15 protein-coding genes and 3 pseudogenes are annotated in these 12,546 nt (G+C 37.1%); 3 read left to right on the top strand and 15 right to left on the bottom strand.

Annotated elements, in window-relative coordinates; all coding sequences use genetic code 11:
- The first annotated feature begins 110 nt into the window (after positions 1 to 110).
- Complete coding sequence (locus tag LZ575_RS02480) at positions 111 to 662, top strand: lipocalin family protein (RefSeq protein WP_235328150.1); 552 nt, start codon at positions 111 to 113, stop codon at positions 660 to 662.
- Between the two features lie 117 nt (positions 663 to 779).
- Here LZ575_RS02480 and LZ575_RS02475 read toward each other — a convergent pair.
- Both LZ575_RS02475 and LZ575_RS02470 read right to left on the bottom strand, forming a co-directional pair.
- Positions 780 to 1,728 (bottom strand): annotated as a pseudogene (locus tag LZ575_RS02475) (EamA family transporter).
- A gap of 53 nt (positions 1,729 to 1,781) precedes the next feature.
- Entirely contained in the window at positions 1,782 to 2,270 is a 489-nt protein-coding gene (locus LZ575_RS02470; RefSeq protein WP_235328148.1) for a peptide-methionine (S)-S-oxide reductase, read from the bottom strand.
- Between the two features lie 94 nt (positions 2,271 to 2,364).
- On the opposite strand from LZ575_RS02470, the gene LZ575_RS02465 reads away from it, so the two are divergent.
- Both LZ575_RS02465 and LZ575_RS02460 read left to right on the top strand, forming a co-directional pair.
- Positions 2,365 to 2,514 carry a hypothetical protein gene (locus LZ575_RS02465; protein ID WP_235328146.1) on the top strand — a complete coding sequence of 50 codons (150 nt, stop codon included), beginning with the start codon at positions 2,365 to 2,367 and terminating at the stop codon, positions 2,512 to 2,514.
- A 35-nt stretch (positions 2,515 to 2,549) separates the two neighbouring features.
- Positions 2,550 to 2,894 carry a RidA family protein gene (locus tag LZ575_RS02460; RefSeq protein WP_311196087.1) on the top strand — a complete coding sequence of 115 codons (345 nt, stop codon included), beginning with the start codon at positions 2,550 to 2,552 and terminating at the stop codon, positions 2,892 to 2,894.
- A 72-nt stretch (positions 2,895 to 2,966) separates the two neighbouring features.
- Here LZ575_RS02460 and LZ575_RS02455 read toward each other — a convergent pair.
- The 13 genes and pseudogenes from LZ575_RS02455 to LZ575_RS02395 all read right to left on the bottom strand — a co-directional run bounded on the left by LZ575_RS02455 (position 2,967) and on the right by LZ575_RS02395 (position 12,432).
- Positions 2,967 to 3,415, bottom strand: a pseudogene (locus tag LZ575_RS02455) (cold-shock protein).
- 139 nt (positions 3,416 to 3,554) lie between these two features.
- Positions 3,555 to 4,844 carry a serine hydrolase gene (locus LZ575_RS02450; RefSeq protein WP_235328144.1) on the bottom strand — a complete coding sequence of 430 codons (1,290 nt, stop codon included), beginning with the start codon at positions 4,842 to 4,844 and terminating at the stop codon, positions 3,555 to 3,557.
- A 241-nt stretch (positions 4,845 to 5,085) separates the two neighbouring features.
- Positions 5,086 to 5,541 (bottom strand): KTSC domain-containing protein, encoded by a 456-nt coding sequence (locus LZ575_RS02445; protein ID WP_235328142.1) that lies wholly within the window; start codon positions 5,539 to 5,541, stop codon positions 5,086 to 5,088.
- A gap of 99 nt (positions 5,542 to 5,640) precedes the next feature.
- Positions 5,641 to 6,570, bottom strand: a complete 930-nt coding sequence (locus LZ575_RS02440) for an N-acetylmuramoyl-L-alanine amidase (protein WP_235328140.1) — start codon at positions 6,568 to 6,570, stop codon at positions 5,641 to 5,643.
- Positions 6,533 to 7,063, bottom strand: coding sequence for a hypothetical protein (locus LZ575_RS02435; RefSeq protein ID WP_235328138.1), 531 nt, complete (start codon positions 7,061 to 7,063; stop codon positions 6,533 to 6,535). Before LZ575_RS02435 ends, LZ575_RS02440 begins: the two co-directional genes overlap by 38 nt.
- On the bottom strand, positions 7,060 to 7,401 hold the full coding sequence (locus LZ575_RS02430) for a BlaI/MecI/CopY family transcriptional regulator (protein ID WP_235328136.1): 342 nt from the start codon (positions 7,399 to 7,401) through the stop codon (positions 7,060 to 7,062). The genes LZ575_RS02435 and LZ575_RS02430 overlap by 4 nt, the downstream gene beginning before the upstream one ends.
- Before the next feature lie 144 nt (positions 7,402 to 7,545).
- Positions 7,546 to 7,917 (bottom strand): STAS/SEC14 domain-containing protein, encoded by a 372-nt coding sequence (locus tag LZ575_RS02425; protein WP_235328134.1) that lies wholly within the window; start codon positions 7,915 to 7,917, stop codon positions 7,546 to 7,548.
- 155 nt (positions 7,918 to 8,072) lie between these two features.
- Positions 8,073 to 8,432, bottom strand: a complete 360-nt coding sequence (locus tag LZ575_RS02420) for a hypothetical protein (protein WP_235328132.1) — start codon at positions 8,430 to 8,432, stop codon at positions 8,073 to 8,075.
- 256 nt (positions 8,433 to 8,688) lie between these two features.
- Positions 8,689 to 8,907, bottom strand: a complete 219-nt coding sequence (locus LZ575_RS02415) for a VF530 family DNA-binding protein (protein WP_235328130.1) — start codon at positions 8,905 to 8,907, stop codon at positions 8,689 to 8,691.
- Between the two features lie 4 nt (positions 8,908 to 8,911).
- A pseudogene (locus LZ575_RS02410) lies at positions 8,912 to 10,231 on the bottom strand (DEAD/DEAH box helicase).
- A gap of 85 nt (positions 10,232 to 10,316) precedes the next feature.
- Positions 10,317 to 10,637, bottom strand: a complete 321-nt coding sequence (locus tag LZ575_RS02405; RefSeq protein ID WP_235328128.1) for a hypothetical protein — start codon at positions 10,635 to 10,637, stop codon at positions 10,317 to 10,319.
- Positions 10,638 to 10,663: 26 nt separating this feature from the next.
- The gene (locus tag LZ575_RS02400) at positions 10,664 to 12,247 is read right to left on the bottom strand and encodes a c-type cytochrome (protein WP_235330658.1); all 1,584 of its coding nucleotides are present in this window, start codon (positions 12,245 to 12,247) and stop codon (positions 10,664 to 10,666) included.
- 11 nt (positions 12,248 to 12,258) lie between these two features.
- Positions 12,259 to 12,432, bottom strand: coding sequence for a hypothetical protein (locus LZ575_RS02395; protein WP_235328126.1), 174 nt, complete (start codon positions 12,430 to 12,432; stop codon positions 12,259 to 12,261).
- Positions 12,433 to 12,546: the final 114 nt, after the last annotated feature.

Below are 12,546 nucleotides of genomic sequence, written 5' to 3'. Positions count from 1 at the left end.
GTAAATTCAAAGAATTAACTATTTTGGTTCCAGAAGATTTTGCTGCCCATTTCCAGCTTCCACCCTACCTGGTTCTTCTGTGGTTCTGTAACTAATCAACCCATATAAAAATGAAAAATTTCAGGTATTTAATTCTAGCTTTTATTACTCTTGGTGTCGTATCCTGTTCAGGTGAAGATGATGGTCCTTCAGTAGAAACATCCAATCTTGCAGGGGAATGGCAATTAGAAGATATGAGTTACACGGGTACATCTTCATTTAACTTTAATGGAATGTCCATGAATTCTTCCTTTACCGGAGAATTAATGGAATCTAATGTGACAGTAAAATTAAACAGCGACAATACATATACGAGTGCGGGAAGCTACACGCTTCGACTAACCACTAATACAGAAGGAATGACAGATGTTCAGGAAGTTCCAATATCAAATCTTGATGGCTCCGGTACGTATGCAGTGAATGGAAATGTTTTTACTACCAGTGAAGAAGATGTAAGTGCTGACGGTTCTTTTACTATGAGTCCAGTGGGAATAAGTGAGGCTACTATTACTGAATTAACTGCCAATAGAATGGTTTTAAGCTTTGACAATAACCAGGTGATGACCATGAATGGAGTAGATATGGAGATCAATATAGAAGGTGTTCAAATACTAACGCGATAAATATATATTCCCTCCAGGAAAAAACCTTCATTTTAAAACTTACCTCAAAACCACCTAACCACTTGAATTGGTGGTTTTTTTATAATAGACTGTAATTATTCAGGTTGACCAAAAAATCTAAATTTCCAGATCTCCTTTTTCAATAGTTCTGTTGGCAAACCTCGAAAATAGGATTAATTTTTTCTGGCTATTAATAAAATACACGCTTAGTTAAAAGAACTACGGCTGCAATTAAAGATTGGGTGGTCACCTGTTCATTTAGAAAATACCAGCCTAGCAGTAATGCTATTATGGGATTGACATAGGTAGAAGTTGCCACTTTTTCGGGACTTACCACTTTTAATAAATAATTGAAGGAAGTAAATGCGACAATACTACCAAAAATCACAAGCAACATCATAGAATACAGCGTGGGTGAACTCCAGGTAGTAGGCGCACTCCAGGTTTCTCCAAATAAAAGGCTTGCCAGGAATAACATCACTCCACCACTCAACATCTGGTACCCGGTATTGACAAAATAGTTAGATGGAAGGTTCGCTTTTGCTACAAAAAGACTTCCATAAGCCCAGCTGAGTAATGCCAGGAAAATTAACCCCATTCCAATTACAGAATTTTCCTGGTTAACAACCTGTTTCTGGCTTACCAGTAAATAAATACCTATAATCCCCAGTACAACTCCTACAATAGACATGGGACGAATCCTTTTTCCTTCAAGAATACGCATAAGCAGCAGGACTACCAGTGGTTGTGCCGAAATTTCAAGAGCTGCAAATCCGCTGTCAACATATTTAAGAGCCCATACCACAACTCCGTTTCCCAGGGTGAGAAACAGAAAGCCTGCTATCATAGTATTAAATATCTGTCGGCGTGTTATAGCGAGGCTAATTTTTAAAATCTTACACAGTATAAAAATCAAAATTCCCGCACTTATAAATCTAATAGAAGCTAACATAAATGGAGGCAACTCCCCCACCGCAACTTTGTTAAGTAGATATGTAGAACCCCAGATCACATAGATCGAAAAAAAAGCCAGAACAATAAATAAAGGATTAGGGGTTTTACTCATAAAAGGTCCTCTTAAATTTGTTGCAATATTAAGGATATTAAGTGCTATACATTTTATAAATTTTCAGAAAACTCCAGCAACAATTTCTTCAGTTTGGGATTTATGTAAGATCGACAAAAGGGTTTGGAAGGATCTTTTTTATAGTAATTCTGAAATTCTTCCGCTGAAATCTTAAATTTTCTGAAGGAAAGAACCTCGGTTACAAGGGACTTTTTAAACGCCAGTTGCAAATTCTGAAGGATATTACTTGCATTAATATTTTGGGTCTCGTTAAAGGTATAGATGGCAGATCTATATTTGGACCGCATGCTGTGGCCAGAGGTACTGCTGTGAGTATGAAGATGAATTTCTATTAAACGTTCCAAAGGAATTAAAGTGGGATCAAAATAGACAATAACAGCTTCAGAAAAAGATGAATTTTTACCGGAAGAAGCCACGAATCCCTGCTCCACTTTTTCAACTCCTTTTAATTCCTGAAATACTGCTTCTGTACACCAGTGGCAGCCACCGCCTAATGCTATTTTTTCTACACTATTACCCATTCTTCCTGTTTTTTATTCTCTGTCTGCTGCATCTTTTCCGCCTTACAATATGTTTAATCAATCTTATTTGAAGTAAAAAAGAAAGTTTAAATTTATGGAAACCAGGCATTTTACCAATATGATGAAGAAGATCCTCTTAATTTTAATTTTTGTCTCCTCCTCTTTTTCTGTGCTTCAGGCTCAAACTCCGGAAGAACGTCTTCAGGAACTGGGAATTGAATTACCTGAAGTTAAGAAACCGTAGCCAATTTTGTAAAATGGAGAAAAGCAGGGAATCTTATTTTCCTTTCAGGAATAGGTTCAACTTCAAAGGGAAAGCTGGGAAAAGAACTTACCGTGGAAGAAGGTTATGAAGCTGCAAGAGAAACCGGAATAACAATTCTTGCCACCTTAAAAGCCGCCTGCGGAGACCTGGGCAGGATCAAACAATTTGTCAAGGTTCATGGTATGGTAAATTCGACTCCGGAATTTAATCAACATCCACAGGTAATCAACGGATTTTCCGACTTAATGCTTGAAGTTTTTGGAGAAAAGGGAAAACACGCCCGGGCTGCAGTTGGCCACGTGAGCCTTCCTTTTGATATAGCTGTTGAGATTGAAGTTATAGTGGAGCTGGAAGATTAGGATTTATAATTTTTAAAAAAGAAAAAGAGCAGCTTTCGCTGCTCCTATATTATAATTGCTTTTTATTACTAATTATATTTTCTTCACGCGTACTGCATTCATACCTTTCATTCCGCGCTCCAACTCATAAGTAACTTTATCATTTTCATCAATCTCATCTATAAGACCACTTACGTGAACAAAGTACTTTTCCTGAGTGTTATCATCTATAATAAAACCGAAACCTTTTGAGTGATCAAAAAAGGAAACTTTTCCAGTTTTGTCTTTTTTAGTATCTTCTTCATCTCCCTCTTCTTTCTTAGGTACACCTAGGACAATATCTTCAGCTTCAACCTTAATTTTTCTGGAAGGATCTGGTGGAGTATCAGTAAGATTACCGTATTCATCGACATAGGCTATGTCAAAATCGCTGCCTTTAGGATTTGACTTGCGCTCTTCTTTTTTCTTCTTTTTTCTTCACGTTTTTTAGCGCGTTGTTTTTCCTTCTCTATCTTATTAAATGTTTGTTGCGATTTTGCCATTCGGTATAAAAAGTTTTTTTAGAATTTTGGTAAAGATACGCTATAGTATTTAATTTTCTAAATATGAATTCTTAAGCTTGAGTAAAAATGTTGTGAAGGTTTGTTATAAAATTAAAGTACTATAAAATAATAGCCGGGATTAATCATTCACACTTGCCATTACCATTTGCCGGAACTTCCAGCCCGTCTCATCGTTGTCCTGCCCCCGGGTTTGCTTCAGGAGAATACCAATAACTTCTTCTTCAGGATCGGCAAAATACTGGGTGTTGAAATAGCCTCCCCAGTCAAAAGTTCCTGTGCTGCCTTCCCCTCCGGCTGCCTCTCCTTTTTCTGTAAGCACTCCAAAAGCAAGGCCATAATGCTTATTTCCTCCACCCCAAAGGTCTCCGGTTTGATCGCCCATAATACTTTTAATAGTAGTACGGCTTAATATTCTTGTACCATTTAATTCTCCGCCATTTAGGTACATCTGGAGGAATTTAGCGTAATCTACAGCAGTTCCTGACAAGCCTGCACCGCCTGAAAAGAATTTTTTCGCACCTTTTACAGGATAATCAGGATCGTAATTTGTCGAGGTATATTTCGTCCAGCCATTGTTAGTTTTTTGTTGAACCTGTACCATTCGATCTTTCTTGTTTTCTGGAAGATAAAAGTAAGTATCATTCATTCCCAGAGGTTCAAATATTCTTTCCTTTAAAAAAACATCAAAAGATTTTCCTGAAACTTTTTCGATCAAATATCCCAGCACATCAAGCCCTTCACTGTATGTGAATCTTTCCCCGGGTTCATGATGCAGTGGCAGTTCAGCCAGTTTTTTTACACTCTCCTCGATGCTAATTGGTTTTGTAGTAAAAAGATCGGTGACCCCGGCTTTCTGGTATATTTTTTTCATCCTTTCGTCACCGTCAATTATACCATATCCAAGTCCGGAAGTATGAGTCAATAAATGTCTAATCGTAATTTGTTTCTCTGTGGGCTTTGCAAGAAATGTGCTGTCCTTTTCATTAAAATTTACCAGAATTTTTGGTTCAGAGAATTCTGGTATGTATTTGGAAATTGGATCATCCAGCTGAAATTTTCCCTCCTCCCACAAGATCATTACCGCCGTTGCAGTAATAGCTTTTGATTGGGAAGCCAAACGAAAAATGTCATCTTTTTTTAGTTTTCTTCCGCTGGCATCTGCTGTACCAAAAGCCTTATGATAGACGATCTGCCCGTTACGGGCGATGAGAGCCACTGCACCGGGAATTTCATTATCAGCAATGGCATCCTGTATCATTTTGTCAATTTTTTCAAGTCTTTGGGGTGACACACCTACACTTACAGGTTCTGCCTGTGAAAGCGTAGAATTGTGCAATCCGGGATTTTGAGCAATTAGCTCAGCACTAAATGCCACGAATAAAATCAGGAGGAGTAATTTTCTTTTCAAAATATTTAAATTAGGTGAAACAAAAAGAAAAGTACAAAAAAAGCGAAGAAGACTGCTGTGAGTTATTTAAAAAATAAAATATCCCGGGTTGGCATTCTTATTCTCCTGAATAAATTTCAGATCTAATCTATTCTAAAGACTATTGTAAAACTATTGTGAAGCGGTTAAGAGGATAAAATATTTCAGAAAAAAATCCCGGAAAAATTTTTCCCGGGATTAATAATTGCATTAGCAGAAAATATTAAACTGCCTGCAAATCAAGATCTTTTTTTGATTTTCTGTAAAGGAAGGTATTAAAGATATTTCTCTTTGCAAATCTAAACTGCCTGTCGGCATTAATTAGTTTTATAAAAAGGGCTTTGTTCACTCCAAAATATTCATAGGTAGTACCATCTGTAAAACTTACTTCCAGTACATTTCCTTTGTGTTGAAGATCTGCAATTCCTGCTTCAGATAGTGTATTTGTATATTCTTCAAGGTTCGCAGCTTTTGTCTCCGGCGCAATACTTACAAGGAAGTGATAGCCATCAATAATTTGCTTACTTTTAAATTCAGCTTCACTCTGTCTTTCATCTCCTTCCAGAAATTTATCCGGGTGCCACTCCTTCACCAGGTTTCTATAGGTGGTTTTAAGTTGCTTTAGATCTATTTCTTTCTCGACCTGAAACAGCTTCTTGTATTCATTTACACGCTTCATTTAAGCTTTTTTTAAATAAGCGGCGAAAGTACATCTTTTTTTTGAGGGAAAGTATAACTGATTTTCAGGAAACACATAAATAGCACTTCTAAATATCTTTTATTTAATATCTAATTTTTTAATCTTACGTAAACCTTCATAGATATTCTGTGCCAGTTTCTTTTGCTGCCCTGGATCCTCAAGCATTTCCCGGTCCTTTGGATTTGTTAGGAATCCCATTTCCACAAGCACAGAGGGAAGATTACTCTTTTTAAGAATGTAAAAATTAGCCGTTTTAATTTCAGCTTTTCCTGTGGTTTCCACCAGATGAGATGCGAGAACCGAGGTATAATTGAACGATTTTTCGTGAAGATTACTTTGTGGGCTATAAAAAAGACTTATCCCCCTGGGATCTTTGGTTGGTGCTGCACTGCAATGCAGACTAAGGAAAAAATCTGCTCCCTGAGAATTGACAAATTCTGTTCTCTCCTGCAGTGTTAGAAAATTATCCTCTTCTTTTATTAGAATAATCTTAATATCATTATCACTGCTTAATTCTTTAAGCTGCTGTGAGATCTGGAAATTTATATCTTTTTCATTTAAATTTCCGGGATCCTTTCCACCGTGGCCCGAATCTACAACTACAACAAAAGGAGCAGTACCCGTGGTGAATGAACTTACTGCAAAGACAACAGCAAAAAGTACTGAAACAATCCCAATTCTAAGGCTCTTTTCCAAAAATGATGATCTTTTTTTGTGTAACATATGAAGCCTGTTTTTGGTTTGAATAAAACTGAATCCGCTAATAAATTTCTGAGGAGATTTATGCCCATTTCGTATTATATCTAAAGAGTATTGTTCCTGATTAAGACCTGATTCTATAGCTGAATGATCTGCGAGGTATTCGTGATTCTCAAGAATTTCCTTTTTATAAAGCCAAACAAAAGGATTGAACCAGAAAAAGCAATTAAAAACTTCAATTAAAAGAATATCAAAGGAATGTAACTGCCGTCTATGCGCATCTTCTATGGCTAAAAATAGTTCGGGCATAAGATTGGTTCGTAAGATCTTCGGTATTAATAAAGAGAAAATTGAAAAAGCTGAAGGGATTTCCTTTTTCTTCAATCTCAATTACCTTAAAATTTTCTATAGCTTTTTCTTCACCCGAGCTAATCAGCTTCTTTATTATCCAAAGATTTCTTACAAACCTGAATATTAATAAACAGCAGACAAAGAAATAGAAGGCTTTTAATATTATAAACGGTGAGTAATCTTTTTTTTCAACCACCTGTACTGTGGTAATTTGAGGATTTTCCTCAGGAATATCAGGCATTCTCACTATTTCATTAAGCTGAATATTTTTAAGCCTCATACTATGACCCCAATCCAGGTTTAAAGTTGGAGCAAGAAGACACAGAATCAAGGTAGCCAGCAGAAATGATCTGTTGAAGATGTAGCATTTTTCTGTTTTTAGAAGGAGTCGATAGAGAGTATAGGTTATACCTAATGCTGCTATAGAATAGAAAATATAGTGAAGCATCATTTTTTCTTTTGATCCATTTTTCTTTGCAGCAACTCCTGAAGTTCTTTCAGTTCCTCCATACTTAAGTCTGCATCTTTCGTAAAAAAGGAAGCAAATTGAGCAGTAGAATTATTGAAAAAGTTAGACACCATATCCTTTAGGTGTGCACTGAAGTATACATTTTTTTGAAGTAAAGGGAAATATTCTTTATCTCTTCCCAACTTTTTAAATCCTATATATTTCTTATCTACCATTCTACCCACCAGGGTTGAAATGGTGGTATAGGCTGGTGCGGGGTCCGGGAACTGCTCTACAATATCTTTCATAAAACCTTTCTCTATTTTCCAGAGGTATTTCATGATTTGCAATTCTGTCTTATTTAATTGTTTTATCTCCACAAATATAGTTTCTTCACTACAAATGTAGTAATATAGTTGAATAAAAAAAGAAAAAGGGAAAATATATATGCTTCCCTCCTTTTCTAAAAATTATTTTATTTGAATTCAATCAGTTACAAATCCTCTTGCAGCATCAGTTTCTTTAAAAGAAAAAGCTTTTAAATCAATACCCGGAAAAAGGGTTGCCGAAGTTTCTGCCATGGTTCGCATCCATTTCATATCAGTCACCAGAGCTACTTTCTCAATCTTCTTTACAATTTGCTGCAGGTTTTTAATATCAAACCTTACTTCCTCCCAAATTGCTTTGGCTTCGACTTCTGTAAGGCTACCTACTTCGAGGTAAAGATTCATTTCAGGACGTGCCTGTAATTCAGGCAGGAATTGTACAAAAGATTGTTTTACTCCTTTCTCGTCATATTTTCCTTCCCAGCGAAAACCTACAACCTTATTATCTCCTACATCTATTTTGTGTAACATAATTATACCTAATTTCCATTAAAATACGAAGGATTAGGATTATGTACAAAAGATCATCCTGTTTTAAGACAGCTTTAGGTGTTTTCTGCTTAACTTAAAAAGAGATTGAAATAGAAGAATAAGTGCATTTATTTCTATCTAAAAGGCTTATACTACTAGATAAAAACAACTCTACTTTTTCCCGGTCCCTGACTTCGGCTTAAAAGTTTCCCATAAAATTCAAGATGAAATGCTCCCTGTTTAAAAGAGTTTGATAGCCATTCAATATCTTCAATTGGATAAGAATAAACAGTTAACGGTGGATAAGGTGATACAGGACCACTATTTTCATTTACCCCAATTTCTACGGTTTTATCTTTGACATTATAATATGCGTATTTCGCAAAGAAGTTGTGTTTTATAAGTTCCACAAAATCCTGTGGGAGCACTTCTTTATTTATACTCTCTTCTACATATTGCTTTACTAATGCGTCTAAAGAATCCTGAACTTCTTCGGAATTTAAATAAGCTGCCATAAATTATTTTTTAGTAAGAATCCATAAAATAATACTGAAATCTGACTCTACTAAACTAAAAATAAAAACCGCAATTAGCTGATATTAAACCCCATAATTAATAAAACTTAGCCATTTTTATTATTTTAGAAAAATAATGCACTTCCTTTTTACAAATGCATTTTTTAGGCTACTACTAATTAGGAAATTCCTATAAATTTGAATAACAAAATGTCCGTTTTTAGGGTATTTACTTGCTTTCTGAAGCTCATTAACTTTATTTCTGTCTACTCTGGAGATAAAGCCGCTCTACCTTGTCGCGCGCCCAGGTTGTTTTTCTAAGAAATTTTAAACTGGATTTAATAGAAGGATCTTCGTTAAAACAACGAATTTTTATTTTGCTCCCCAATTCTTCCCAACCGAATTTTGCCACCAGAAATTCCAGCATGTCCTGTAGTTTAATGCCGTGTAGTGGGTTATTAATTTGCTGGCTCATTAATTTATATTTTATAGATCCTCACCTTCTTCTTCTTTAGCCTGGAATTGTTTAGTTGATCAACCAATTCCTGTGACCTTGTGGAAGGTACCGAAACAAAAGCGCAATCCTGTTTAAGTTCTATTGCACCCAACTCTTCTTTCTCAAGATTGCCCTGTTTAAGGAATAACCCGGCAATATCTCCCTTCGAAATTTTGTCTTTTCTTCCTCCGGAAATAAAAAGAGTAGTCCACTCCCCTACTTCCTTTCCACTCTCATTCCTCTGCCTGATTTCATTCACTGCAGTCTCCGCATCTATAAATTCCGGAAGGTTTTCTTTTTCCCAGCGAAGCACGTAGGCAACGCCACTTTTCTTCATTCGGGCCGTTCTACCATTCCTGTGAGTAAATTCTTCTTCCTTAAAAGGAAGCTGATAATGAATTATAAAGCCCAATTCAGGAACATCTATACCTCTCGCGGCAAGATCTGTGGCCAGTAATACCCTGTGAGTTCCATTTCTAAATTTTATAAGAGATCTTTCCCTGTCCTTCTGCTCCAGCCCCCCATAAAACATACCGTGGCTAATTCCCTTTTTTGTCAGGTAGTCACTAACTTCTGCAATGCTGTTTTTAAAATTGCAGAAAACAATTCCTGACTGATTGCCGGTTTGATTAAGGAGTTCAAAGAGAGAGTCCAGTTTATCTTTTGTGGGAGAAATTATCGTCTTCACCTGTAACTCAGGTTTTTCAGACTCCAGAAAATTTACAGTCACGGGTTCTTTAACTTCTGCAAATTTTGGAATGGGAACAGCATTGGTAGCCGAGGTAAGGATCTTCTTTTCCACTGCTGGTAAAGCTTCAATGATTTCCTGCATTTCAGCTTCAAATCCTATTTCCAGGGATTTATCAAATTCATCCAGAACAAGAACTTTTATATTCGATATTGAAAAAGTTTCTCTTCGCAGGTGATCTGCTATTCGTCCTGGAGTACCAATAAGAATGGCAGGATTATGGGCAAGTTCTACTTTATCTTTAGAAAAGGCTCTTCCGCCATAGACGCAATTAATTTTAAATCCTGTTCCCATTTCTCTTGCAACCTGTTCAATTTGAATTGCGAGTTCGCGAGATGGGACGAGAATAAGAACCTGAACTTTTTTATGATTTTTATCCAAATCCTGTATAACCTAGAAGAGAAAGGCAAGAGTTTTACCTGTTCCAGTTGGAGAAAGCAATACCACAGAGGAATGAGATCTTATTGCCGCCCCGGCAGCTTCCTGCATTGGGTTGAGTTTTTCAATACCCAGTTTTTCAAGAATTTCAGGTTGATCTTTAATAGTGTTTGACATCCTGTAAAGTTAGGAAATCTCCTTGCTATTTTTAAAGCTGAAATAGTAATAAGAATGCTATCAACTTTTGAAAATATTTAAAAAATTATTCCGGAAGAGCAAAAGCTACATACTCATCGCCACTTTCACTACCAATCTTTCCTCCCCCACAGGCAATTACCAAAAATTGTCTCCCTTCTACAGTATAAACAGCCGGAGTTGCATATCCGGGTACAGGAAGTTTTGCTTCCCAAACTATTTCCCCAGTGTTCTTATTAAAGGCTCTTATTTTTGAATCTTTTGTCGCTGCTATAAATACGAGGCCATAAGCTGTAACCACCGGGCCACCATAATTTTCTGTGCCTGTAGGAGCAATTCCTTTGGCTGTTAGTTCAGGATATTCTCCCAATGGAACCTTCCAGATCAACTTGCCACTATTTAGATCAACAGCGTTCAATGTTCCCCAGGGGGAGTGATCCCGGGATAGCCATTGCTGTCAAGAAAGCGGTTATAGCCCGTCATTGTATAAGGAACCTCTTCTAAAATGCTGGTTGAAGTTTTACCCACCAAATTTTTAGCCTGTCCAGGTTCTTTAAGATCGGACGAATTTTTAAGATCAAGCAAATATGCCAGCATTGCTTCTTTCTCATTCTCCGGGATGTTTTTAAAAGAAGGCATCATATTACGGCCATTATTGATAATTTGAAGCACGTGCTCCTTTTCTAATCTGGAACTAAGATCAATAAGAGAAGGGTACGAAGGTGAGTTTCCTTCCAGGTTTGCCCCATGACAGGAAAGGCAGTATTTGTTATAAGTTGCTTTTCCTAATTCAATAGAACCATCATTTTTTGGAACGTCCACCATAGTGAGAGACCAGGGTAATTCACTACTGTTTACATACAATATTTGGGTTTGGGGATCTACTGCCGCACCACCCCATTGGCCGCCACCGTCAAAGCCGGGAAATATCCAGCTTCCTTCTTTAGATGGTGGTGTAAACATTTCGGAATATTTAACCTGGTCAAATTTTTCCAGCAATTCCCGATGTGTTTCAGGAGATAATTTTGCCACATCTTCCCTGGTGAAGCTTTGCCTCGAAAATGGTTCAGGTAAAGTGGGAATTGGTTGTGTAGGCCAAGGTTTTTCTCTGGGTAAAGCTTTTTGTGGTACAGGTTTTTCTTCAATAGGAAAAATGGGTTCTCCTGTCACCCTGTCAAATAAAAATATATACCCGTGTTTGGTAATTTGTGCAACAGCATCAATAGTTTTACCATCCTTATGTAAGGTAACAAGGTTAGGATTTGCAGGAAGGTCACGGTCCCAAAGGTCGTGATGTACTATTTGGTAATGCCACAAATATTTTCCTGTTGCTGCTTCCAAAGCAATAAGAGAATTACCAAATAAATTTTTTCCCTCTCTAATTCCGCCGTAAAAATCTCCTGAAACAGATCCTGTAGGCACATATACTATACCTCGTAATTCATCCAGGGACATTCCTGCCCAGGAGTTTGCTCCTCCAAGTTTCTGCCATGCATTTTTATCGGGCCAGGTATTATAACCAACCTCCCCTGGCTGCGGAATTGTGTGGAACGTCCATTCCAGTTTCCCACTTAGAACGTTATAGGCTCTTATATTTCCGGGAGCAGCATCTGCCGTTTCTGCCACCCGCATACTCATTATAAGAAGATTCCCAAAGGTGACACCCGGAGTTGTTGCGGCAATAAAGGGATTAAAAATTCCTTCATCCCGACCTAAGTTTTTAGAAAGCTCCAAAAAACCATTAGTTCCAAACTCTTTAATGGGTTTTCCGGTTTTAGCGTCTATACAATACACCTTTGCTCCTACGTTGTGAAAAAGACGATTTTCACCTCCGTTCTTATTTTCCCAATAAACAACTCCCCTACTCACTTTAAAAAATGCCATAGGATCTTCATTGGTTGAAACATTAACTTTTGCAGGATCAAAACTCCATAACTCCTTTCCTGTTGCCGCTTCAAGTGCAAAAAGTTTTAGTTGTGGTGAAACCCCGTATAAAATATCATCTATAATTATAGGATTATTTTGATTTTGCGACCTAGGTTTTCAGGATCCCTGTCTTTACTGCTGTAGCGCCAAACCTCCTTTAACCGGGAAACATTTGAGAGATTAATTTGTGTTGCAGAAGAATACCTCATCCCGTCCCTGGTCCCGGAATATTTTTCCCAGCCGCTGTATGCTTTCACTACATTTGAATTATGAAGGCTTGTTAAATTTTCATCTCCACAGGAGAAAAGAAATATAACAGGGAAGCAGAGACAAAGGATTTTTCTTATAGTCATAGAGTCACAAAATGTAAG

It is taken from the genome of Antarcticibacterium sp. 1MA-6-2, from assembly GCF_021535135.1.
Classification (GTDB): domain Bacteria; phylum Bacteroidota; class Bacteroidia; order Flavobacteriales; family Flavobacteriaceae; genus Gillisia.
The sequence above is the reverse complement of the archived record's forward strand: the minus strand, read 5'-3'. Positions and strand labels throughout refer to the sequence as shown.